Origin of the sequence: Pseudomonas sp. BN414 (assembly GCF_029871275.1) — a bacterium.
In the GTDB taxonomy this organism is placed as follows: Bacteria; Pseudomonadota; Gammaproteobacteria; order Pseudomonadales; family Pseudomonadaceae; genus Metapseudomonas; species Metapseudomonas resinovorans_C.
In genome coordinates this window covers 57,904-80,905 of the sequence record NZ_SSOL01000019.1, presented here as the reverse complement: position 1 = coordinate 80,905, position 23,002 = coordinate 57,904, and the positions used below count along the sequence as shown (strand labels likewise).

15 protein-coding genes, 1 rRNA gene and 1 pseudogene are annotated in these 23,002 nt (G+C 60.2%); 14 read left to right on the top strand and 3 right to left on the bottom strand.

Annotated features, from left to right (window positions below; translation table 11 throughout):
- Nucleotides 1-8: 8 nt before the first annotated feature.
- The 9 genes from rrf to E8E95_RS01350 all read left to right on the top strand — a co-directional run bounded on the left by rrf (nucleotide 9) and on the right by E8E95_RS01350 (nucleotide 9,467).
- Nucleotides 9-124: ribosomal RNA gene (gene rrf / locus E8E95_RS01390) — 5S ribosomal RNA — on the top strand.
- Nucleotides 125-413: 289 nt separating this feature from the next.
- Nucleotides 414-1,358 (top strand): fatty acid desaturase, encoded by a 945-nt coding sequence (locus E8E95_RS01385; protein ID WP_280347582.1) that lies wholly within the window; start codon nucleotides 414-416, stop codon nucleotides 1,356-1,358.
- A 9-nt stretch (nucleotides 1,359-1,367) separates the two neighbouring features.
- Nucleotides 1,368-2,153 (top strand): PhnD/SsuA/transferrin family substrate-binding protein, encoded by a 786-nt coding sequence (locus tag E8E95_RS01380; RefSeq protein WP_280347581.1) that lies wholly within the window; start codon nucleotides 1,368-1,370, stop codon nucleotides 2,151-2,153.
- A gap of 119 nt (nucleotides 2,154-2,272) precedes the next feature.
- On the top strand, nucleotides 2,273-2,797 hold the full coding sequence (locus E8E95_RS01375) for a sigma-70 family RNA polymerase sigma factor (RefSeq protein WP_280347580.1): 525 nt from the start codon (nucleotides 2,273-2,275) through the stop codon (nucleotides 2,795-2,797).
- The gene (locus E8E95_RS01370) at nucleotides 2,787-3,737 is read left to right on the top strand and encodes a FecR domain-containing protein (protein WP_280347579.1); all 951 of its coding nucleotides are present in this window, start codon (nucleotides 2,787-2,789) and stop codon (nucleotides 3,735-3,737) included. The genes E8E95_RS01375 and E8E95_RS01370 overlap by 11 nt, the downstream gene beginning before the upstream one ends.
- 113 nt (nucleotides 3,738-3,850) lie before the next feature.
- On the top strand, nucleotides 3,851-6,502 hold the full coding sequence (locus tag E8E95_RS01365; RefSeq protein ID WP_280347577.1) for a TonB-dependent receptor: 2,652 nt from the start codon (nucleotides 3,851-3,853) through the stop codon (nucleotides 6,500-6,502).
- Between the two features lie 34 nt (nucleotides 6,503-6,536).
- Nucleotides 6,537-7,550 (top strand): ABC transporter substrate-binding protein, encoded by a 1,014-nt coding sequence (locus E8E95_RS01360; protein WP_280347575.1) that lies wholly within the window; start codon nucleotides 6,537-6,539, stop codon nucleotides 7,548-7,550.
- A gap of 4 nt (nucleotides 7,551-7,554) precedes the next feature.
- Nucleotides 7,555-8,412 carry a proline/glycine betaine ABC transporter permease gene (locus tag E8E95_RS01355; RefSeq protein ID WP_280347574.1) on the top strand — a complete coding sequence of 286 codons (858 nt, stop codon included), beginning with the start codon at nucleotides 7,555-7,557 and terminating at the stop codon, nucleotides 8,410-8,412.
- A gap of 62 nt (nucleotides 8,413-8,474) precedes the next feature.
- Complete coding sequence (locus tag E8E95_RS01350; RefSeq protein ID WP_280347573.1) at nucleotides 8,475-9,467, top strand: asparaginase; 993 nt, start codon at nucleotides 8,475-8,477, stop codon at nucleotides 9,465-9,467.
- A gap of 544 nt (nucleotides 9,468-10,011) precedes the next feature.
- On the opposite strand, the gene E8E95_RS01345 is transcribed toward E8E95_RS01350, so the two are convergent.
- Nucleotides 10,012-10,257, bottom strand: coding sequence for an AbrB/MazE/SpoVT family DNA-binding domain-containing protein (locus E8E95_RS01345; protein WP_280347572.1), 246 nt, complete (start codon nucleotides 10,255-10,257; stop codon nucleotides 10,012-10,014).
- Between the two features lie 270 nt (nucleotides 10,258-10,527).
- Here E8E95_RS01345 and E8E95_RS01340 point away from each other — a divergent pair.
- Nucleotides 10,528-10,926 (top strand): annotated as a pseudogene (locus E8E95_RS01340) (DUF4194 domain-containing protein); the annotation flags it as partial.
- Nucleotides 10,927-10,938: 12 nt separating this feature from the next.
- Here the strand turns inward: E8E95_RS01340 and E8E95_RS01335 are convergent.
- Together E8E95_RS01335 and E8E95_RS01330 are read right to left on the bottom strand one after the other, a co-directional pair.
- A complete protein-coding gene (locus E8E95_RS01335; RefSeq protein ID WP_280347583.1) occupies nucleotides 10,939-11,973 on the bottom strand; it encodes a hypothetical protein in 1,035 nt (344 codons plus the stop codon).
- Between the two features lie 102 nt (nucleotides 11,974-12,075).
- Nucleotides 12,076-15,075: an RNA-directed DNA polymerase gene (locus tag E8E95_RS01330; RefSeq protein WP_280347571.1), complete on the bottom strand. Its 3,000-nt coding sequence runs from the start codon at nucleotides 15,073-15,075 to the stop codon at nucleotides 12,076-12,078.
- Nucleotides 15,076-15,486: 411 nt separating this feature from the next.
- Between E8E95_RS01330 and E8E95_RS01325 the strand changes: the two genes are divergently transcribed.
- The 4 genes from E8E95_RS01325 to E8E95_RS01310 all read left to right on the top strand — a co-directional run bounded on the left by E8E95_RS01325 (nucleotide 15,487) and on the right by E8E95_RS01310 (nucleotide 22,979).
- Nucleotides 15,487-15,699 carry an MbcA/ParS/Xre antitoxin family protein gene (locus E8E95_RS01325; protein WP_280347569.1) on the top strand — a complete coding sequence of 71 codons (213 nt, stop codon included), beginning with the start codon at nucleotides 15,487-15,489 and terminating at the stop codon, nucleotides 15,697-15,699.
- A gap of 520 nt (nucleotides 15,700-16,219) precedes the next feature.
- Entirely contained in the window at nucleotides 16,220-17,080 is an 861-nt protein-coding gene (locus E8E95_RS01320; protein WP_280347567.1) for an inositol monophosphatase family protein, read from the top strand.
- A gap of 200 nt (nucleotides 17,081-17,280) precedes the next feature.
- Nucleotides 17,281-19,854, top strand: a complete 2,574-nt coding sequence (locus E8E95_RS01315) for a hypothetical protein (protein ID WP_280347565.1) — start codon at nucleotides 17,281-17,283, stop codon at nucleotides 19,852-19,854.
- A complete protein-coding gene (locus tag E8E95_RS01310; RefSeq protein ID WP_280347563.1) occupies nucleotides 19,851-22,979 on the top strand; it encodes a hypothetical protein in 3,129 nt (1,042 codons plus the stop codon). The genes E8E95_RS01315 and E8E95_RS01310 overlap by 4 nt, the downstream gene beginning before the upstream one ends.
- The last annotated feature ends 23 nt before the right edge of the window (nucleotides 22,980-23,002 follow it).

Here is a 23,002-nt window from a genome sequence, read left to right as displayed (position 1 = left end):
CCGAATTGCTTGACGACCATAGAGCGTTGGAACCACCTGATCCCATCCCGAACTCAGCAGTGAAACGACGCATCGCCGATGGTAGTGTGGAGCTTCTCCATGTGAGAGTAGGTCATCGTCAAGCTTCTATCCCAAACCCCCGACCCGCGAAAGCAGGTCGGGGGTTTGTCTTTGGGCGCGAGAAAAGCCATCGCGCCAGCCTGATCGCCCAGACCGTTACAGCCCTCCCATGGCGGCAGAATGCGGCGACATCGCTGATAGCGCCTCCAGTTAGCACCCAATAACCAATCGATCTGCATGTTTTTCCTGCGTCGTTGCACAGACGGGAATACAGGCCGCCGGCCATTCCCTCTGAGCCCCCGCAGGAGACTCCATGATTCACGTTTATCCCCAGCCGATAGCCGAGGCTAGCCATGCCCCGCTATCTCGATGATGCCCAACGCCGGCAGGTCGAGTGCTTGCAGCGCAGTCTGACAGCGAAGACAGATTGGCCGACCTGGCTGCTGCTGATCGGCGTTTACTCCGGCTGGTTTGCCTTGCACCTAGCCAGCCCGCACCTCGGCCTAGGGCTGACGACCGTGCTGTTGATTCCCCTGGTAGTGCTCTGGCTATCCCTGCAACACGAGCTGCTGCATGGCCACCCGACCCGCTGGACCTTCATCAACAAGATGCTCGGCTATGCGCCGTTTGCGGTCTGGTATCCCTATACCCTCTATCGCGATACCCATCTGCGTCACCACCGCGATGAAGACCTGACCATGCCGGGCCTCGATCCCGAAAGCCGCTACCTCGGTCAGCACCAATGGAGCACCAGCCCCAGGCTCTCCCGCACACTGCGCTGGCTCGATAAGACATTGCTCGGGAGACTGCTCCTCGGTCCCCCTCTCGCCCTGGCATCGCTGGCCAGGGAAGAGGCTGCTCGTCTGCTCAAGGGGGACATCAAGGCCTGGACCATGTGGAGCGTCCACGGGGCAGCTACCCTGCTAATGCTCATCTTCATCGCTCGCTACAGCCTGCTGCCTATCTGGCACTACCTGCTGCTGGTCAGCGTTCCCGCGCTGTCCCTGGCCATGGTCCGTTCCTTCTACGAGCATCGACCTGCGGAGCACCCGGAACAACGGACGGTAATCAATGAGTCTGCCTGGCCCTGGAGTTGGCTCTTTCTCCACATCAACCTGCACCTGGTTCACCACGACCTGCCTGGCCTGCCCTGGTACTACCTGCCTCGGGTATTCCGCGCCCGCCGTGAACGGTGGGTGGCACGCAGCGGTGGTTTTCACGTGCGCGGCTACGGCGAGTTTTTCCGCCGCCACGGACTACGCCCTATCGATAGCCCCCGCCACCCCAGCGCTGATTGAGGAACCCCCATGCGCCATGCAGAACTGCTGATGTATGTCGCTCCGCAATGCGTGGAGAACGCCAATACCGCCTGGCTACAGCGGATACTCGAATTGCTTGGCGAGGAGCGTCTGACTGCCGATGGCCTCAGCCTGCCAGAACTCTGGACCTCGCCCCGCCTGCTGCTGACCCAGACCTGTGGATATCCGCTGATGACTCAACTGCGCGGGCAAGTCCGCGTGCTGGGCCGCCCCGATTACGTACTCCCCGACAGCGCAGACGGTTGGCATTGCAGCTTGATCCTCGCACGCGCAGAGGACGCCCGAACCACCCTCGAAGCCTTCCTCGGCAGTCGTGGTGCGATCAACGACGCCGGCTCCAATACCGGCATGAACCTCTTCCGCCATCGCCTCGCACCGTTACAGCAACGCGGCACCTTCTTCTCCAACGTTATCCACAGCGGCAGCCACCGTGAAAGCCTGCGCCTGTTGCGGGAGAACCAGGCTGACCTGGCGGCGGTAGACAGCGTCACCTACGCCCACCTGGCTCGTTACGCACCGACCGAAGTAGCCAACTTGCGACTGATCGAGCGCAGCGCCCCCAGCCCGAGCCTCCCTTACATCGGCAGCGTCAACCTCGGTAACGACGAGGCTGAACGATTGCGCGAGGCCATGAACCAAGCGCTGAACGAACTTCCCCAAGTGGCCGAAATCCTGTCCATCCGGGAAGTCCTGCCCGCGAAGGAGGACGACTATCGGATCCTCCTCGACTACCAGCAACAGGCCATCGCCCATGGCTATGCCGAACTTCGTTAATTCCTTATTGATCTATAAAAATAGAATTTAAATATTTTTGTCGAATAAGACCGCCTTGCTAGGATTCTCCCACCGGAACACCGGACCCCTCCCTGCATTGACCGATTTATGGAGTGGCCATGTCCGGTGCCGAGAACTCCCACAGCCTTTACGTGGGCACGCTATTCAGCAGTCATTACAACTGGCTCTGTGGACGCTTGCGCCGTTATCTGGATTCCGCCGCCAGCGCCGAAGACATCGCTGCCGACACCTTCGTCCAGTTGCTCAGCGCGCCGCGCATCGAGCCCATCCGCCAGCCTCGCGCGTTGTTGACCACCATCGCCCAGCGGCTGGTCTACCAGGTCTGGCGTCGCCGTGACCTTGAGCGCGCTTACCTCGATGCCCTGCTCAACGAGCCCGAACACGAGGCGCCTTCACCCGAAACGCTGGCCCAGATGCTCCAGGCGCTGGAGGAAATCGATCGCCTGCTGGACGGCCTCCCCGCCAAGGTCAAAGCCACCTTCCTGCTGTCGCAGGTCAACGGCCTGACCTACCCCGAAATCTCTGCCGAACTGGGCATATCACTGCGCTCGGTGAGCGACTACATGAGCAAGGCGATCACTCGCTGCCTGCGCGTCAGCCTGGAGTACCGACATGAGCAATGACCAGGACGCCCTGATCGAGCAGGCTTCGCGCTGGATAGTGCTGCTACGCTCGGGAGCCGCCAGCGATGCAGACTTCCACGCGTTCAGTGCCTGGCGAGCGCTGGACCCGCGCCACGAACGCCTCTGTACGCATCTCGAGCAAGCCCTGGGCGTCTTCCGGCGCCCCGTGGTGCAGGACGCGGGTAGCGAGTTGCTGCAACGAGTACTCGAGGCCCCCTCCAGCCGGCGTCAGCTGATGCAGCGCGCCCTGGTGGCCAGTGGTGTGGTGATCGGGGCCGGCGTGCTGGGGAATCGCCTCACGCCGTTGGATGAACTGACCGCCGACCTGCGCACCGGCACCGGCCAGCGCCGTAGCCTGCATGCGGAATACGGCAGCAGACTGGTGCTCAATGCCCGCAGCGCGGTGGACCTGGATTTCGATATCAGCAGACGGCTCGTACGTTTGCGCGGTGGCGAACTCCTTGCACAAGTGGCCCGCTCCGATCGCAGGCCCTTCGTCGTGCGCACCGGCATGGGCCAGGTGTCCTCCGCCGGTGCCGGGATGATGGTCGCCGAGCGGGATGGCCGAAGCCGCGTCCTCGCCCTCGGCGGCCCGCTGGAGCTGGTTAATCGAAGCGGCGTCCGCCTGCGACTACCGGCCGGCCAGGCTGTGGATTTCGGCCCCCATCGCTTCGGTCCGGCGTTGCAGGCGAGGCTTGGTGAAACCGCCTGGATCGATGGCCTGCTGGAAGTTCGCGACAGCCCGTTGCGAGACGTGATCGCAGCGCTGCGCCCCTACCGGGCGGGCATTCTGCGGGTGCACCCGAGCCTCGAAGGTATGCGCGTCAGCGGCCTGTTCCGCCTGGACGCCAGCGATCAGGTGCTCGACGCCCTCAGTCGCACCCTGCCGTTGCGCATCGTCCGCCGCACCGACCTGTGGATAAGCCTGCTCCCGACCTGATCGGTTCTAAGGCCATAACCAAACGATCTGCAAGATTCCGCAGCGCCGATGCACACCCCATGCGAAGGCGCTGCAGGGAGCAGCGCCACAACGGATTCCTTGGGGGAGTCATCTTGCGTCCTATCGCTGCTTCGCACCGCCGCCTTGCGGCCTTTGCCCTCGGTCCTCTGGCCAGTTTCATCCTCACGTGCGCATACGCGGCCGAAGAAGCCCGGCACAGCTACCACATCGCCCCCGGTCCGCTGGATGAAGTGCTGCTCAGCATCAGTCGCCAGAGCGGCCAGGTCATCTCCTTCACGCCTGGCGTGGGCCGCTTCTCCGCCGCCGCCGTGGAAGGCGATCTCTCGGCCGCCCAGGCGGTGAATGCCGCCCTGCGTGGTACCGGGCTCGAGCTACAGGTCAGCCCGGCCGGCGCCTTCATCGTCAAGGACGTGGGCGTACGTCCCGCTCCACCAGCGTCCAGCGAGGTCACCCCGCCGGCTGCCGTGCCGGAAGAGCCCGTGCTGGAGCGAGTGATTTCCGTCGGCACCCGTCGTCACGACACCACAGCTCTGACCAGCGCTGCGCCGGTGGATGTCATCGACAGCAAGGAACTGGTCCGCATCGGCGCCACCAGCCTCAACCAGGCGCTGTTCCAGTTGCTGCCCTCGTTCAACTTCCCGCAGAACCAGAGCGCCACCCGTGGCCAGGACCCCAAGGGTGCTTCCCTGCGCGGCCTGTCGCCGGACCAGACCCTCGTGCTGGTGAACGGCAAGCGCCGGCATGCTTCGGCGGTGGTCAACATCTCCGGCGGCGTCCCTTTCATCGGCGCCCAGCCGGTGGACCTGGACATGATCCCCATCAGCGCCGTCGACCATATCGAAGTGCTGCGCGACGGTGCCTCCGCCCAGTACGGCTCGGACGCGGTGGCCGGGGTGATCAACATCGTCCTCAAGGAACGCGACAACGGTGGCCAGGCCAACGCGCGCATCGGCCAGTACGGCCAGGGCGATGGCTTCAGCAAGTCCGCGGACGTGTGGCAAGGCCTGGCCTTGCCCGGTGATGGTTTCCTGACCCTCAGCGCCAATGGCCTGAACAACAAGCCCACCGATATCGGTGACAAGTTCATCGCCGAAGGCAAGGTGCAGGACCCGCGCTGGGGTGGCGCCAGCCGCGAGAAGTACAACCTCGCGGCCAACGCTGAAATCGGCCTGGATGATCGCTGGCGGCTCTACAGTTTCGCCACCTACGGCCAGGACGAGTCCTTCAACAACACCCCGCCGCTGCTGGCCGGCAACCCGAACAACGTGCCGGCGATTTACCCCGACGGCACCATTCCCAAGTATCGCTATCGCTATGAAGACGGTGCGTTGACCCTGGGCTCTCGTTTCGAGGACGCCGGCATCGGCCGCTTCGATCTCAGCGCCACTTATGGGCGCGACAAGCACGACGAGAAGGCCTTCAACACCGTCAACCCGAGTTACGGCGCCGCCAGCCCGACGCGATTCGAAGTCGCCACCCTGATCAACGAACAGACCAACCTGGCCCTGGACTACGTTCGTGACCTCGATGTCGATTGGGCCGCCAGCCCGCTGACCTTCTCCGCCGGTGCCGCCTGGCGCGAAGAGGAATACCGGCTGGAGGACGGCGACTTCGCTTCCTACTCCTTCGGCGGTATCGACGGCGTGCAAGTGGGTGCCGTGCAGGCTTCCGGCCTGCAGCCGGATGATGCTGGCACCTACAAACGCAAGGTCGGCGGCATCTACCTGGGCCTGGAGACCCAGCTCACCGAGAAATTCCAGTTCGGCCTGGCCGGACGAACCGAGCACTATGACGATTTCGGCACCACCAGCACCGGCAAGCTCTCGGCGCGCTACGAGCTGACCCCGGAGATCGGCATTCGCGGCACCCTGAATAATGCCTACCGTGCGCCCACCCTGGGGCAGATCGGCACCTCCTGGACCACCACCACCAACGTCGACGCCAACGGCAACCCCGTGCTCACCCGCATGCTGCCGGTCAGCCACCCAGCGGCACAGGCGCTCGGCGCCCAGGACCTCAAGCCGGAGAAGTCCACCAACTATTCCGTAGGCTTGGTGTTCCGCCCTACCGACCGGGCTTCGTTGACCATCGATGCGTACCAGATCGACATTCGCGATCGCATCCTCTTCAGTGGCGGCATCTCCGGCCCGGAGGCCGAGGCGACCCTCACCGCTGCGGGCTTTGGCCAGTACGCCTGGGCGCAGTTCATGACCAACGCCGCCGATACCCGCACTCGCGGCGTCGACATCGTCGGCAAGTACGACATCGACCTGGATGCCTACGGCGACCTCGACCTTTCCGCCGGCTACACGCGGACCCGCACCCGCATCGAGAAGGTCCACGCCAACCCCCACGGCTTCGAGACCGTGACCCGCGAATCCCGTGGCTACCTGGAGCACGGCTACCCGGAAGACAAGCTCGTGCTGGGCGCGGTGCACCGCCTGGGCCCGTGGACGGTCAGCCTCTACCAGACCCGCTACGGCGAGTACCGCAAGTACGCCGCCTCTGCCAGCAATGCCCAGTTCGACCAGACCTTCTCTGCCCAGTGGGTAACCGACCTGGACGTGAACTACGCCTTCACGCAGCAACTGCGCCTGTCGGTGGGCGCCAACAACCTCTTCGACAGCCATCCCGACGACTTCAACCCGCGCCTGCGGCAGACCCCGGCACAGCAATACAGCTACCTGGCCCCGGCGGCTCCGGAAGGGGCCTTCTACTACACCCGGCTCAGCTACGACTTCTGACCGGCCACCCATCCAAGGACGCTATGAGGTGCCCATGACCATCATCAAGAACCCGCTGGGCGGCTCGCTGCTGGTCCTGGGGCTGCTCGCGCAGCCCCTGCCGGCGGCCGAGCAGCGCCAACCCATCCATTTCGCCGACCTCACCTGGGAGAGCGGCAGCCTGATCACCGAGCTGCTTCGCCTGCTCGTGGAAAAAGGCTATGGCTATCGCACCGAGACCCTGCCCGGTAGCACCGTCAGCCTGGAAGTGGCGCTGGCCCGGGATGACGTGCAAGTCATAGGCGAGGAATGGGCCGGACGTAGCCCGGCCTGGATCAAGGCCGAAGGCGAGGGCAAGGTGTTCGCCCTCGGCGATACCGTCAAGCACGCCACCGAAGGCTGGTGGGTGCCCGAATACGTGATCAAGGGTGACCCGGAGCGTGGCATTCCGGCCTTGGCACCGGACCTGCGTTCGGTGGCGGACTTGCCGCGCTACAAGGCGGTCTTCAGTGACCCGGAAAGTCCGGAGAAGGGTCGCTTCCTCAACAGCCCCACCGGCTGGACTTCGGAAATCGTCAACAGCCAGAAGCTCAAGGCCTATGGCCTGACCGACAGCTTCGTGAATTTCCGCACGGGCTCCGGCGCCGCGCTGGATGCTGAAATCAGCTCGTCCATCCGTCGTGGCAAACCGGTGCTCTTCTACTATTGGTCGCCGACCCCGCTGCTGGGCCGCTACAAGCTGGTACAGCTGGAGGAGCCACCATTCGACGCCGAGGCGTGGAAAACCCTGGCCGATGCGCGAAACCCCAACCCGCGTGGCACGCGCTCCATGCCGGCGCGGCTGACCATTGGCGTCTCCGCGCCTTTCCGCGCCGAGTACCCCGATCTGGTGGCCTTCTTCGAGAAAGTCGACCTGCCCATCGAGCTGCTCAACAGCACCCTGGCGGACATGAGCGAGAAGCGACAGCCACCGCGGCAGGTCGCCGAACGCTTCCTTCGCGAGCAGCCGGCTATCTGGCAGACATGGGTGCCGGCCGACGTCGCGGCGCGTGTGAGCGGGAGTCTCTGACGCCATGTTCCCGCAAGCCCTGCACTACTCCATTGCCGACGCAGTGAATCGCTTCGTCGACTGGCTCGTCCTTCATTACGGCGATGCGTTTCGCGAGGTTTCCGACCACCTGTTGCAACTGGTCGCCGGCATCGAAGGCCTGCTGCGCCTCTGTCCCTGGTGGCTGCTTCTGGCCCTGGTTGGTGGCCTCGCCTGGCATGCCTCGCGCAGCTGGCGTCGGGCGGCCGTGCTGGTGGGGCTGCTCTTTCTCATCGGCGTGGTCGGGCTCTGGGACAAGCTGCTGCAGACCTGCGCCCTGGTGCTGGTGGCCACCCTCCTGAGCGTTCTGGTGGGCGTGCCCATCGGCATCCTCCTCGCGCGCAAGCCACTGGCGCGACGCCTGCTGATGCCGCTGCTGGATGTCATGCAGACGCTGCCCAGCTTCGTCTACCTGATCCCGGTGCTGATGCTCTTCGGGCTCGGCAAGGTGCCGGCCATTTTCGCCACCCTGGTCTATGCGCTGCCGCCGCTGATCCGTCTCACCGAACTGGGTATCCGCCAGGTCGACGTGTCGGTCACCGAAGCTGCCGCCTGCCTGGGCGCCAACCGCTGGCAGAGCCTGCGCCATGTGCAGTTGCCCCTCGCCCTGCCGACCATCATGGCCGGCCTCAACCAGACGGTGATGATGGCGCTGTCCATGGTGGTGGTCGCGTCCATGATTGGCGCCCGTGGATTAGGCGAGGACGTGCTGACCGGCATCCAGACCCTGAACGTGGGCCTGGGTGTCGAAGCGGGCCTGGCCATTGTCGCGCTGGCCGTGGTGATCGATCGCATCACCCAGGGCTACGGCGATCCGGCGCAACGGGACGGCAGAATCAGATAGGCCGCCGGGAGGCGCGGGATTAGGATGCGGGGGACTGCAGTACCAACAAGAACGGAGAAACCATGTCCCCCGCCCGCAAACTCCTGGTGCTCTACACCGGTGGCACCATCGGCATGCAGATGACCGATGCCGGCCTGGCACCGGCCTCGGGATTCGAGGCCCGGCTGCGTGCCGAGCAGGCCGCGCAGCCGCAGCGTCCGACACCGCCGTGGGTGTTCCGGGAGCTGCTGCCGCTGCTGGACAGCGCCAACATGACCCAGGCCAACTGGCTGACCCTGCGCGATGCCATCGTCGAAGGCGTGGAGCAGGACGGTTGCGACGCGGTGCTGGTGTTGCATGGCACCGACACCCTGGCCTACAGCGCTGCTGCGCTGTCCTTTCTGCTTCTCGGCCTGCCGGTGCCGGTCGTGCTCACCGGCTCGATGCAGCCCGCCGGAGTCGAAGGCGGCGACGCCTGGCCGAACCTGTTCGGCGCGTTGGCGTTGCTGGCTGCGGGCGTCGCCCCCGGCGTGCACCTTTACTTCAACGGCCTGCTGCTCAATGGCGCCCGCGCCAGCAAGCAGAAGAGCAATGCCTTCGACGCCTTCATCGAGGCCCACCGTTCGCGCAATGGGCAGCGCGCGTCGACATTCCCGGCCGAACTGGACTACCGCGTGCAGCGCCGGCCGGTGAGTCTCGCCGTGCAGCCGCTGTTTCCCGGCCTCGCCGCCACGCAGTTGCGCGCGGTGCTGGATAGCGGCGTCCAGGGGCTCCTGCTGGAATGCTATGGCAGCGGCACTGGCCCTTCGGACAACGCCGAATTCCTCAGCGTCCTCAAGGACGCCCATGCGCGCGGCGTGGTCCTGGCCGCCATCAGCCAATGCCCGGAGGGCTCGGTGGAGTTCGGCGTCTATGCCGCCGGCAGCCAACTGGCCAGCAGCGGTCTGGTCTCCTGCGACGGCATGACCCGCGAAGCCGCCCTGGCCAAGCTTTTCAGCCTGCTTGGCGCGGGTCTTTCCCAAGCGGAGGTGGAGCACTGGCTTGTGCTTGACCTCTGTGGGGAATCAGTCGACTGAGAGCACGCCCGTCTGACGAGCAGAAACGAGAAAGCCCGCACTAGGCGGGCTTTCTGATTTGGCGCATCCGGCGGGATTCGAACCCACGACCCCTCCTTCGGAGGGCAATGCGGTACAAATATTTGAGGTTGTGTAGCCTGATCTAAAACGCCGCTAAGTGCCGTCAAATCTAGCTTTCAGAAAAAGCTAGCGGGGGAAGCTAAGTCGTTTAGCAGCGAATTAGGTTACGCGGGGATGGCACAAAAAACGAAATTTGCATAATCGGTTTTTGACCACTAGCCGCCTCAATCTTCATTGCTAGGTGATCTGGCTGAAGCGCAGTTCTAGGCGGAGGGTAAATTGATGTCTGAATAGCCCCTGGTCTCGTAGACATTTTCTAGCTTCATAATTGAGGCGCTAGGAGGCGCTAGGAGGCGCTAGGAGGCGCTAGGAGCGGACCACGTTACACATAAGAACTCAAAATCGAAGCGGTCTGCCCTCGCAGGCAAACCATTGTGCCCAACAAGCGCCGAGGTTCGTACGGCAGGTGGCTTAGGCTGTCAGCTCAGTCATCTTTGGCGCGTAAATCGGCGGCAACCTTGCCAAAAGACTCCCAGTGGCCAACCAGCTCATCTACGCGATCAGGAATACGCGGGGTCTTACTGAGCACCAGGCAGCGGGCGGTGCCTACGTATTCCTCAATGAGGTAGAGCGTATCTCCAACGTCGACCCCCATTTCCTGCAGAACGTCGTCAGGCAGGCGGATAGCGCTATCGCCATCCCAGTCCTCGATCACCACATGATGTTTCATCGCAACTCCAGAAGGCGGTTGGATGGAGCGTCTGCAGGGGGAGGCAGCAGCGAGCCGTTGCCAACTAAGTCCCGCGGCGCAGACCGGCAGCATATCAAAAAGCGGTCAGGCTCAGAGAATGAAAACGAAGATCTAGACGCTGTTGCTGGCGAGCAGAAGGTCATCAGAGCAGCTCGACTGCTGCTGCTCTTTTTGAGCAGGAGACCTCGCAATCCCACTGGGCAACTTGGAAAGCTCCCCGTCACATCCAGTTAACCTACTGAAAGACCATTGAGGTTGTGCTCTGAACGCGAGGCCGTCCAGGAAATGCTCAAGTACGGGCTGTTGGAAGAGAGGCACAAGCCCAATCTGTATCGCTCAGCGCTCTCCAGTACCGAGGAGATAGCCAGAATCTCGGAGCCGTTCGACCTAGCCATGGGGGACGACGAGATTCGTGGACTGGTATTTGTCACCGTTCGCCAGGGCGAGATGGCCGAGCAGGATGTTTGGTCGCACCCTCTCGTTCGTAGGCAAAGGCTGAATCTGGAGCAGTCTTTGCTGATTGCCATCCTGCGGCAGCATTTCATTGCGTACGAACAGGAAAACGGTACGGGTGCCAGTCAAGCGCTAGTGGCAGTTGATGAGTTGATTCCCCAGTTGCAAGTCTACCTGGGAGAACTAGGCAGTGATCCCCTTGTGCTGTTAGCGTCGTTGCTTGTTGAGCCAGCTAAATCGTACCGGGTCCTCAGCCAGCAAGAAGTCCTTGATGCTTTCGCGCCTCTCCTTGTCAGCTTGCGCGTAAATCCGCTTCAGTTCGCTGTCGATGCTCTGCTCAGTAGCCCCACGCTTGACGGCCTTGTCATACCAGTCGTGAGCAACATTGTAGTTTCCAAGCTCCATGTGGACTGCACCCAACAACGTGCACGGCCGGAAGTCGCCAGGGGTTAGCTTATGGGCCTGCTCACCGAGGTCAACCGCGTTCTTCTGCCGGCCCATATCCCGCATGACTCCACCGCGAGTAGTGAGCAGGGCGGATTTCGTTTTTGCTTGGGGAATCCTGCCGGCATCGACCTGATTGAGCAGTTCAAGCGCTTTCTCCGCCATCCCACATTTCCGGTAGTGGCCACTGCCGTTGATAGCACTCCAAGGGTCATGCTTCTCACGAAACTCTGCGGCGCAGCGGACTGCCTGCCCGTGATGGTAGGCGCGTCTAACTTGCGAGGTGAAGAACCTCTTGCCGCTAGTGGTTAGCCACAGGTACTCGTCGGAATCTAGCGCAGCATCCACATCGAGCTTCTCCAGGACCGTCACCAGTTGGTCTGGCTGTTCCGGTAGGGACGGAATCCCATACTTCAGATAGAGGGCCGAGCGGCGCTTCATAGCGATGTAAACAGGGTCGCTTTCCCTAGCAAGCCGCTCTGCTTCGGCCGCCGCTTCGCGTTGGCGACGGGCTTCTGCGAGTTGCGCTTGGCGTGCCAATTCGGCGGCGATCGCGGCTTGGATGCGCGCCTGCCTCTCTGCCTCTTCCGCGTCCAGAGCAGCAATATAGCCCTCAAAGGTCAGCTGGCCGGTCGCGTGTTGGTGCAGGTACCTAAGACCTCTGGACTCCAGCACGTTGAGAAAGGCAGCGGACAGGGGGTGTCCTTGATAAACCTGATTGAGGATGTTCCCAAGCAGTAAGCTGGAAACTTCGACTCGGTACCGGCGCCCGAGATCGTTGATGGTCAGTTTTTCCATGCTGTCGTGCAGGGCGGCCCAACGAAAAGGGCACGTCCGTGTTTCTCCAGGTTGTTAGCTGTCAGGCGGCTGCGCCGATTATGTCTTGGTAAAGATTCTGGCTCATGCCTGCCCCCCCTTGGGTAGCACCTTGCGTTGTGGCTCCATATCCTGACTGAACCCGTCCGGGACAGGTTTGAAGTCTTTAGGCGGCGAACGATGGCTGGACTGGAATTGGCGTAGAGCCAGTACGTCTATTTCCCCGGTGATGCAGTAGTCGTGGTTGCCGCCTTTCACACGCAGCAGGTCGCGTTTCCAACGATCTTTGTAAGGGGCGCGGATGCGGCTGTCGCCGTATTGACGGTTGTTGCACTGGATGATGTAGGCATGAATGTCTAGGGCGGCGGACTCCACCAGCGCGTTGAAGGTGTCAGTGTCGCTGTTCCACTCCGGCACGAACAGGGCATCGACTTTGCCACGCAGTTTGGCGCGGTAGCGGATGTTGGTCAGTTCGCTGCAGTTGAGCAGGGCGAAGCGGAAGTCGCCGTGCTGGATGAGTGGCGGCGATTTCCACTTCACTGCCGGTTTCATCTTGACCCCCGCAAGTCGGAATAGCTCGTGCTCCTCGTGGAAGGCTGGAAGTTGCTTGTCCTGCCGGTAGAGCATCAGTGAGGGAAAGCCGAGGCCGTCGTGGGTAAGAGAAGCCCACATCTGGTTGTGCACATGCTTGCCGCTGTGGAGGTACTCCACGCCAGTGATTAATGAGATGCCGCGGCCCTTGAGTTTGTCGGCGATACGCATGAACCACTGGGGCGGCAGGGCCAGCTCCGGGAGGATGAGGTAGCCCGCGCCATCGGGCCTTGAGATCAGTTCGTTGATTAGGCGATTGAGGCGTTGGTAGCGGCGGCGGCTGTCTGGGTCGGGTTTACCCATCGCAGCGGCGATGAAGCTCTGGTCGAGTGTTTCCCAACTGGCTACTGCCACGGTCTGTTTGGCCTTGGGGCCGCCATCGGGAATACGTAGCACCTTCGAGTCTGGGTCCCCATAGGGCATCTGGTGCTCTGTCAGCTCAAAGCCGCGTAATGCCCAGATCACTCTGCCAAGCTGGGAGTGCTTTTCTACCGCAAAGGGTTTGCGGGCGATGAGATACAGCTCATTGAGACTGAAGGGACGGGTGGCGAAGATCAGCCCGGCAGGTGTGCCGTGATCCAGATTGAGCCAATCGGACAAAATACCCATGCCCCTGAGCACCCTTTTGCTCAGCAGCCGCGTTGGCTTCAGAGGTTTGAGGCTATTGAGCTGCAAAATGCCACGCTGGCTGATCATTTCTCTGGGCAGGCCGGCAAAGCGCAAGGGGGTATGCGCAAGATCGTGGCTGAACAGAAAGGCTTTGGTTCCCTGGAGAGTGTTTAGATCGTCCAGCATGTCGAACAATGCCCAGCCTAGGCATTTAAGGCTGGCTTCGAGCTGTGCGATGAATGCCTGCCAGCCCACTGCGCCACTCTGGCTCAGGCTCGAGGGGAACGCCGATACGATGTTTTCGTACAGTGTTTGGGCCAGTGTCTGTTGCCATTGGGTAATGCATTTTTCTGGAGAGACTGGTTTTTTCTGTGCCTTGATCTCTATCTGGCAGTCTTTTTCCACAGTCAGCAGCAGCTTGTCCAGCGCTCTGATGAGACGACCGAGTTGCTCGAAATCCTCACAGGCGGTAGCCATGCGAACGATTCGTGGCAGGTATTGGGCCAGTTCGAAGAATTTCACTGGTGTCAGCAAGTGATCGATTACGGCATCGAAGAAAGCATGTCGGTGCGCCTTCCAAGCTTGAGGTGGCAGGTCGCGCTCGTAGGCTTCGTAATCGCGCAGGTTGAGGGCGAAACCGGCACGATGCAGGGTAAGGGCATCGGTCTTGCGTAGGTTGTCGGCCTGTTCACCGGCGTTGTTGGTGGCTTTAAGTAGGTCGGTGGCAACGGTAGCGGGGGTGTCCGGCAGGTCCGGAAGGGAACGCCATTCACTGGCTCGCTGGTTGATCTGCTCGGAAATGGCATTCACCAGTGCCGTGCCCGGGTTGCCGGAGAGGACGAACAGCTTGTTCTTGCTGTTCTCGAAGGCGATGCGGCTGCCTTTGAGATAGTCCGGCTTGAACAGAATGCTGCCTTTGCTGCTTTTGAGCAGATCCTTGCCGCCATCACGATTAAATACCCAGCTCCAGAATTGCTCAGTGGTTCTGACGTTGCTGGTGTTTTCCATCACTAGCAGGATGTCGTCCACATAGCGGCCGTAATATAGCGGCACCACCTGCTGCTCGATGAACTGGTCGAGCTTGAGTAGCGCCGAGTTGGCTACCACTGCAGATGCGGGCAGGCCGACCGGCAGGCCTTTGCGTAAGGGCGTTTTCTTCGACCAGGCTTGCAAGGCGCCGATGAACAGGCGGTGCAGCTTAGCCTGGCGCCTATTCATTTTGATTCTGGCCAGGCTGAGAAAGCGCTCATCAAGCATGAAACCGGGATTGAGTTCGTGGTAGAAGCTGCTCACGTCGGCCGTCAGGGCTAGCACTTTCTTGCTGTCGGCCAGGGCCGCACGCATTGCCTTGATACCGCCATCGCGCCAGTCACGGAATGGTTTGAGGTAGGGCTTGAATGAGCCCAGCGCTAGTGTGTTGATCTGATCGAAGCGATTACGGCGTAGGCGGCTGCCGTAGACGTTACTGCCCAAGGTCTTGTCGAAGAGGTCGCCGACTTCCATCATCCACAGCGCCGATAACACATGAAAATCCATGCTGCAACGTGACATGAGGCGGAACTCAGCGGTTGGTTCGCCGTCGCCTTGTGTCATGTCCACCCATTCATCATCAGGGGCGGCAAAGATCAGACCTGAATTCTCCTTGGGCCCCTCGGTTGGAACCGGTTTTATGGCCTTAGGGGCTAGTGTCCAGTCACCGAGAAAATCGGCCTTCTTAACCCAGCGTTCATCCTTGTCATTGAGCTTTTGTTGCAAGCGCTCAAGGTTTTCAGCCAAGTCGTGCTCGTACTCCGCCATGGCAAGGAGTTGCGGATAGGTCGAGTAATAGAGGTCTACTTTGGCCTTGCGCCAGGCGAGGCCGAGGTCTTTAAGCGTGGCGATCACTGAATGGGTTCCAGCTGCATGGTGGTCTGTCCCTGAACTGGTGACAGCTGTTTAAGAGCTACTGCTTGCATAGCGCCGTTTAACCTCCATCAGACTGGGATAACCCAGGGTCGAGTGGCGGCGACGGTGATTGTAAGAGCGGATGTGGTCAAACAGGTCGGTTTTCGCCTCCCGACAGCTGGCGTAGGTGTCAGATGCACTCTCTCCGTCTTCCGCTTGCGGAAGAAACTCTCCAGCGCTGTTCCAGCAGTTCCCGGGTCGTGAATGGTTAGTCCAAGCTGGGCTGAGGCGTGAAGTAGTCCAATGACACGGTGTTGGAAATATCTGACGCAGGCTATTGGACGCAGGGACTAGGCATCCCCTATCGTCATTCACACGGACACCGTCATTCCCGAGCAACGAGAGGTATTTATGAAGCGCACGGATTCCTTCGCTTCGAGCTACGCCGAAGTGCTTAGGCGAGCAGAGGTAGTGTTTGGTGGCCGGGAAGGCGCGGATAGGTGGCTGAACAAGCCAGCTCTAGGACTGGAAGGACACAAGCCGATTGATCTCTTGGCCAGTCCGGAGGGGTGTGAGCTTGTTGAGACTTTCCTCATCCGAATCGAATACGGGGTCTACCACTAATTGACCCGGCCGGATTAGTAGTGCCGAGCTCGAGACGTATCCATGGCAAGTTAAAGGCGGCAGATTTTCACCCAGCGCTAACTCTAATCCTTCGGATCCCTTTAGGAACAGAGCCCTATCCGCGTCTCATCAGGCCATGAGGCTATTGACGAGCCTAGTGTTATCGCCGAGAACGACGTCAATGGGATGCCGGTGGATGGCGGCAGCCCACTTGCAGTCGAGATATTACACAAGATTGCTTGCCGGGGCCGCCCTCACACTACATTCGATGGAGTGGATTGCAGACGCTGCTGGTCCTGACCTCGATCCACTTACCCATGGCAATTCCCTCATGAGCTTGGCTTGTGACCCAGAGTTCCGCCGTTATCCTCATCCAAGGAGTCGGTACTTGGAGCACTGGTATGGAATTGAAGGTTTCGTCACCCTCTGAGAAGGTTGAAGACGCTCTCTGTGATGTCTACGAGCAGCGTACTCGCATCGCGGGATATGGCTGCGGTAGCTACTTCGTGCAGGTGATCGCATGAGTGGGTTGTACGGTTCTTCGTCATCCCATGGGCATGAGGCGGGGACTCTCGGTCGAGAGTTGCTCGATGCAGTGATCGCTTTGGTGTTACGTGCTGGCAGACTCATTGAAGCCGAACTGGACCGACCAGGCGGTCCCAGGGGATGGGGGGATAAGGCCGAAGTTGATGCGGAGATTGAGAACCTTCTCCGTGAGGGCCTGGCTAGGATCCTTCCTTGCGACTTTGTCGGCGAGGAAACCGGCTGCCAAGTAACTGGCCATCGCTTTTGTTGGGTCGTGGATCCCAACGATGGGACAAGTGACTTCCTGCAGGGGTGCAATGGGTCTGCGATTTCCGTGGGTTTGCTTGGAGACTGTGTTCCGGTGCTCGGGGTGGTTTACGCCCCGCTGACAGATCAAGGGCCAGATTGCATCGCTTGGGCAGAGGGCATGCCAACCTTGCTTCGCAATGGAGCGCCGGTCGCACCTTCTCTTGGCGCAAACGAACTGGATAGCAGATCTGTTGTGTTCGTGAGCGTTGCAGCACTTACGCAGCCCACGCGAAACGCCAAATTCTGTGCACCCGCGTCGTTTCATCCTATGCCGAGTATTGCCTACCGATTGGCTCGAGTTGCCGCGGGGGACGGGGTCGCAGCAGTGTCGCTGTATGCGGTCTCTCCCCATGATGTCGTCGCAGGCCATGCTCTGCTTCGAGCTGTCGGCGGTGGCCTGTGGAGTGAGCAGGGACAGGCGTTGAGGTACTCTCAGCAGGCCACATTTGTTCAGCCTGCACGTTTCTGCTTCGGCGGCGCAGCGGCGGTTTGCCGCCTACTGGTTCAGCGGCCGTGGCATGAACTGCTCAATAACAGCCACCTTTAGGCGCCGCCCTTTTCTGCACAGGCTCCAGAAGTTTGCGCATGCGCAAGCTCGTTTGCCTTAGGCCAATGGATTGGCGCGTAGCAGCGAAGTAACCGTAGTAACCGCTACCGGAAAATTTTTTTCGCTTTCTTGTTCAAAAAGGTCAATTTTGGGGGGCATTGCCCGGACTACTTACTAGGAGCCTTCCAAAGGAGTAGACCGTGGCACTCAAACCATTTCGTGGATCGAAATCTGATGTTTTCACTGAGAGAGCGTCGGAGAGCGAGAACGCAACCCCTAACGCAGGCCGTACCGTAGATCCTGTCATCAATAGCAGGTCGCGGTTACTATCTTTAGCCTCTGATTCTGGGCGTGATATCGGGACGATCGAGTCGATCCTGGCGTTCATCGATGCTCATCCTCAGCTGATCGATCTACCCCGAGTGCTACAGGGGTTGCTCCATGTGCTGGAGGCAATGGAGGGGACTCCGGTCTTGAGCCTCGATGGATGTGATCCGCAGATCTGGCGGTCAGAATGTGAATGGGTCATTACTAACCGGAACAGGCCGGATCTCCTCACACGCCTTGGTGGGCAATTCTTTCTGGGGGATGAGCGGAGAGCGAGAAACCCAGTAATTGGTCAGGGTGTTCAGGACTACGCATTTCCATATGCCACGTTGTGGCACGAGCCTCAAGATTCCGATAGTGCGCCGGACTACTACCGGTTAGTCGCCCAGCTTCTTGTTGCCTATCAGCAGAGATCCAACTACCTGGAACTGAAAGGGCAGCGGTATTCCGCATACCTAGAATTACGCGCCCTCTGTGGACGTCGCTTCTTGTCCATTCCTTCTGACCTGCAGATCTGGTCCAGCTCGGCAGGTTTCTTGAGAGCCTGCAGGTCGTTTGAGGCTGAAGAGTCCATCGACCTCCTGGCAGCAGACTTCCCGCCCATTGTGCGGCTGGCTCGTTACTACGGTGGTGATGAGCCGCCAACGCGCCACGGTTCTGGTGGTCAGCGCCGGCGTGCTCCCGCGCAGGTGGCCGGTCTGGGCGTGCAGATCAGCCAGGGAGTGTGCGAGTTTCCCCTCGACGATCCTGATGACCCCGACCTTCTACCTGGCTACGTTGCATACCTGGCCCCCCAACCGCCAGACGTGGACCTCGATGAGTGGCTACCACCCGGCGAGCTGACAGTGCCGAGGGAGACTTGTCTAATCGATACGGGAGATGAGGTTCGTCCATACGTCGCAGAACTCCTGCGGCATCAAGGCATGCTGGCTCACATCGCTCGAGCGCGCCAATTTTTACCGATGGGATACGGTCTCCTGACGCTACCAGAGCTGGCGAACCTGCTTTTTGGGGCAACAGAAGAGTTCCTTGGTTGTTGTGAGCAGTTAAGGTTGGTGCCGCTGAATGAGCACTCGCTAGTTCGCCTACGTATGGAGGCCGTGCTAGCGCTTCACCTGATGCTGTGGTCCGGAAGGCCCTTGGAGGACTGCAAGAAGCTGCGATTGGCGGAGCATACTGCTCGACCTTCCACTCCACTGGAACTACTGCCTTCTGGTGAATGTGGTGTGGCAGAGTTCCGATTCCTTTCGCCTAGTCCTGATTATGAAGCTGACGAGGACCTATCTACAGATACGGTGCGGCCGTCGCAAAAGACCGTCCTAATCCCTGATCTGGTGGGGGTGTCCACGCTGGTGTCGGCATTGAGGGACTGCTTTCCTGCCCCCACGAGTGCGGTCTTCACCTGCAAGATCAGGTCACTAGAGCGGGAGGTTCGCGCTCTGCTCAGGCAGTTGGGAGGAGGGGATCCACGCTACACGATCCACAAGCTGCGGAACTTCCTGCACCGTCAAATTGTTGCGGATAGTCACGACATCGTTGCCGCTACGATGCTTTGTGGCGTCCCCTGTCTCTCAGCGAATACGGCGTTGTACTACACGCAGTACGACGTGAATTACCTGCGAGATTTGTATTGCCGGTCCGTAGGGCGCGTCCTCCAGCAGATATATGCCTGTGCGGGGGTAGAGGCGTCTATTCCTAGGGTACCTGCAGTATCGAAGATCTCCGTTGGGGCCCGTAACTGCCTGCGGCTTGAAACTGTCCGGGCTAATCTCGATGCGATGCTGGGCGTTCTACGAAAGCGGCCTCGAACAGATCTCGTTCAGTTAGTTGATTGGCACAACTGCCTGACGCTGTGGACCGTCCAGATGTTCCATATGGGGACTGGTTGTCGCGCCATCCGCAAGCCGCTGAGGTTGGTAACCGAGTTCGAGTCTCGCTGGAGGCACGGAGCTATCAGCGACAAGGGCACGGACGACGGGCACATGAGTCGTCTCGTTGTGCTTTCGGATCTGCTACACCACCAACTCAGCGCCTATGAGTCGCATTGTCGGGTCATTTGTAGGCAGCTCGCAGCGCAGCTCCCTATGGAACTGCCCCCGCAAGGCGGCTTTTTCCTGGATTTCGAGGCCGATGGAAGCCTTGTCTACAGCGAGATTCGGCCTAGGCACATTCGCAAAGCAATGGAGAAGGTTCCCGGCCTCAAATCCCATCCTGTGAACGCATACCGGAAGTTCGTGCGGACCGAGCTCATGGAGCGGGGATGCCCCTCCGAGGCTGTGGCCGCGTTCATGGGGCATTGGCTGATGGGCGAGGAACCGCAGGATGCGCTCTCATCGTTCTCTCCAGCCGCCTATGAGGACAGCTTGCGTTGCCATCTCCTGCCTTTGATGAAAGAGGTCGGTTGGATGGTGCGGAACAGCCATCTGGTGACAGAGGCTGACGTATGACAGTCGTGACGTTGACTGATGAAATGCTGCAACTGGTATGGGGACCAGAGACATACGATAAAGCGTGGAAGGCCGAGTGCCTGGTAGAACTTCGGGATATCTGTGAAACCTCCGGCACCAAAATTGGCGAATGGCTCTGTGGTCGGCGTTCTCAAGCGCGTTTCAGTAATGAGGAGCTTAGGGCTCTGGAGGGGCAGCTGGAGAGTGTGGCGCTTCGCAACAGACTGCGGGAGGTCACAATTCGTGTCCGTAAATTTAGACCGGACGTCCCACTTGCTCGGATTGCGATCGAGGTCCATCGAGCAGCCAATCCAGTAAACCCGGATCGCTATACCACCGACAGCCTACAGGCCAGTCGTGGCTTGGTGGAGGCGCTCAAGCTGGCTATTCGGCGTGATATTGAATGCTTTACACCTGAAGCCAGGGTCGGATTGCTGCTGCTCAGTGCCGCATATTACGGCGGTCTTCTAGACATTCCTCAGTTGGAAGGGCTGGCACGCCTTACTTTGAAGGACATCGTTTGGATTGCCGGAATACCTGAAACTCGATTGGTGCTATCGATCCGTGGGCAGCCTGATGCGGAGCAGCGGCAGTGGTTCCCCGATCCGACCACACTGGCTCTGATGGTGCGATGCGAATCTGACCTGGCAGGCTTGCGGCCTGTTCTGGCTCGCCAGGGAGGTCATCTGCGTTGCATCCGCGCCTTGCTAAGGGCGGTAGGGGTGCAGGCTCAGGCCATGCCAAGCAGCCTGGAGCAAATGTTCGAGCTATTGCGAATCCAACTGCAGGTTCACTTACCGCAATTGCTCGTGAACTACATGAGGCGGTTGAAATACGTCAGCCATTCTGTTCTGCCAAGCGCATGGGGATTCGTTCAGGGGCAACTCGTATTGCCTGATGAGGGTAGTCGTCGCAGCAGGAGCAAGGTCCACAATCAGGTCCCTCCTGCGGCTGTTCCTCCATGGCTGAAGCAGTTGTGCCGGCAGGTTCGCAAACGGCTGCTTAAGCCGGTCGACCACATCCCGCCCCCTGGAAACCATGAGTCCCTGATTCGAAGTTGGGCTGCACACCTTCTCCATGGTCGATCGTTCCACGGCCATCCGCTCGCGCCGAAAACAATTGCTGGCTATGTGCGAGATGTGGGGCGGGGGCTGACGGATATGCTCAGCGTGGCATCGATTCTAGAGCTGTCCCCTGACGCATTGGAGTTAGTGTATGAAATGATGCTGGACGCCCAGCCCACCCCGGCAACTCGGAGAAACCTCTCGAGAGGCCTCCTAGAGTTTCACAGCTACTTGCAGCGGCATTTCTCGTATCCGCCGATCAGCCCATACAGCGTACTGGGAATCGGCAAGACGCCTCAGGCCGTAGATGCGCAGATCATTTCAGAGGATCAGTACCGTCAAGTACTGGCAGAATTGGCGGTCGGCCCGCTCGCGCTGCGATCACCGCGACTGGTAACGATTGCACGAGCATTGGTCATTCTCGGCTTTCGTCTTGGCCTGCGGCGCAATGAGGCGCTGAAATTGCTGCGTTGTGACTTGCAGCTGCCTGTGCTTTCGCCCGCGCGCGCATCGGCAATCTGTCTGCGACATCCTTACCTTCAGCGCCTAACGCCCGCGCAACTGCAAGCGCTTGACCTACCAGTTAGCCTGCACATAAGGCCACATGCCCAGCGGGCATTGAAAACACGTAGCTCGACGCGAACACTACCCCTTCACGTGTTCCTCGAACCAGACGAACTAAAGCTCATTACAACGCTTGCCGAGGAGCGCGATGCTGAAGAGGCCAGGGGGTCGTATTCGCCATACCTGTTCTGCGTGCCTGAACTGCATACCCATTGGGTGTCGGAGGCCAGCCTGTTTCCGGCGATTCATGATGCACTCCGCCGCGTGACGGGGTGTGGTGAGCTTCACTATCACCACTTGCGACATTCTTGTGCGAGCTGGCTGACATTCAAGTTGGCCGCTGCGGCTTGGGGTGTCAGCGGCAATGTCGATTTGCTGTTTGGCGAGCTTAACGAGACGAGAGATTGGTTGCGTGATCATGCTCGCCTTACACGGCAATTCTTCCACTCGGAGTGCGCGCCGACACGCCGGGTGGTTCATATTGTCAGTGCGGTGCTCGGTCACGCGAGTCCCAGGACCTCGCTCTTGCATTACATCCATTCCATGCCATGGCTGGCTGCGCTCTGCTGGCAGTGGAATCCAGCCCGCTGGCCAGCTGCGTATGTGATGGCGAAGATCGCTGGGGTTAGTCTGCCAACGAAGCCTTGTGATGTTCAGGAACAGGGGCAGTCCTCCGACATAATTCACATGCAGCAACTCATTGGTCGAGTCCGTACCTTGAAAGCGGCCAGGAACGTTAAGGCTTCGCGGCTCCCGATTCAGCCTGAATCTAGGGGCGAGGGTTACGTGCTGGGGCGTCTTAATCGTATTGCGACCATGCTGGCCTATGAGTCGTATGCGGAATCCACCGGGCACCCGGTCAACCTAGATTGGCTGGAGTTTCCTGAGAGTGATCGCTCGATGATGCTGGAGCGGGCGAAGTACATCAGATCACTGGGCTCTCACCGATTGAGTGGCCCGCATCTAGGATCTCACTACAAGCCCATACCGCTCGTTCCACGGCTGCCTAAGCATGGTGGGCTGACTGGCGTAGTGCCGTACGCAGAGTCTCTCTATGAGCTGTTGTCAGGTCCCAAGCATGCCAAAGCCAGCCGCGCTTTGGATGATTTTGTCGAGCGATGCTGGGCGACCGATACAACGCTGAGGTTCTATCAGGGACGAGATGAAGAATGTGCGCGGGAGTACGTTTGGCTGCTCAACGAGTTAGGAATAGATAACACGTCCATCGAGTTCATCATCTACGACCCATACAAGCGTCGAAACACTGGGGCGTTCTGGCGTAAGGTGCTTGGCATGCCTCGCCTGAAGTTCAGCGCGCATCGTCCGGAGAATCCCAATGTGGAGAATGGTCACATCGGCATCCGTGTCAGGCTGCAGCTCCCTGCCTCAACCGACCGTGAGCGGGGTGTGAACCATCACTCTGGGGCCGCCCTTCGGTATCTCATGCTAATGGCGTCGATCGATTGGCATGAGCGTGCTGTTCGGCGGCAGATCTAGCGCTGGGGGACTATTTGGAAAAC

Bases quoted from the DNA above. Each gene is read 5' to 3' on its own strand.
- E8E95_RS01385 (WP_280347582.1), top strand. From the start codon at position 414: ATGCCCCGCTATCTCGATGATGCCCAACGCCGGCAGGTCGAGTGCTTG.
- E8E95_RS01380 (WP_280347581.1), top strand. From the start codon at position 1,368: ATGCGCCATGCAGAACTGCTGATGTATGTCGCTCCGCAATGCGTGGAG.
- E8E95_RS01375 (WP_280347580.1), top strand. From the start codon at position 2,273: ATGTCCGGTGCCGAGAACTCCCACAGCCTTTACGTGGGCACGCTATTC.
- E8E95_RS01370 (WP_280347579.1), top strand. From the start codon at position 2,787: ATGAGCAATGACCAGGACGCCCTGATCGAGCAGGCTTCGCGCTGGATA.
- E8E95_RS01360 (WP_280347575.1), top strand. From the start codon at position 6,537: ATGACCATCATCAAGAACCCGCTGGGCGGCTCGCTGCTGGTCCTGGGG.
- E8E95_RS01355 (WP_280347574.1), top strand. From the start codon at position 7,555: ATGTTCCCGCAAGCCCTGCACTACTCCATTGCCGACGCAGTGAATCGC.
- E8E95_RS01350 (WP_280347573.1), top strand. From the start codon at position 8,475: ATGTCCCCCGCCCGCAAACTCCTGGTGCTCTACACCGGTGGCACCATC.
- E8E95_RS01345 (WP_280347572.1), bottom strand. From the start codon at position 10,257: ATGAAACATCATGTGGTGATCGAGGACTGGGATGGCGATAGCGCTATC.
- E8E95_RS01335 (WP_280347583.1), bottom strand. From the start codon at position 11,973: ATGGAAAAACTGACCATCAACGATCTCGGGCGCCGGTACCGAGTCGAA.
- E8E95_RS01325 (WP_280347569.1), top strand. From the start codon at position 15,487: ATGAAGCGCACGGATTCCTTCGCTTCGAGCTACGCCGAAGTGCTTAGG.
- E8E95_RS01320 (WP_280347567.1), top strand. From the start codon at position 16,220: ATGAGTGGGTTGTACGGTTCTTCGTCATCCCATGGGCATGAGGCGGGG.
- E8E95_RS01310 (WP_280347563.1), top strand. From the start codon at position 19,851: ATGACAGTCGTGACGTTGACTGATGAAATGCTGCAACTGGTATGGGGA.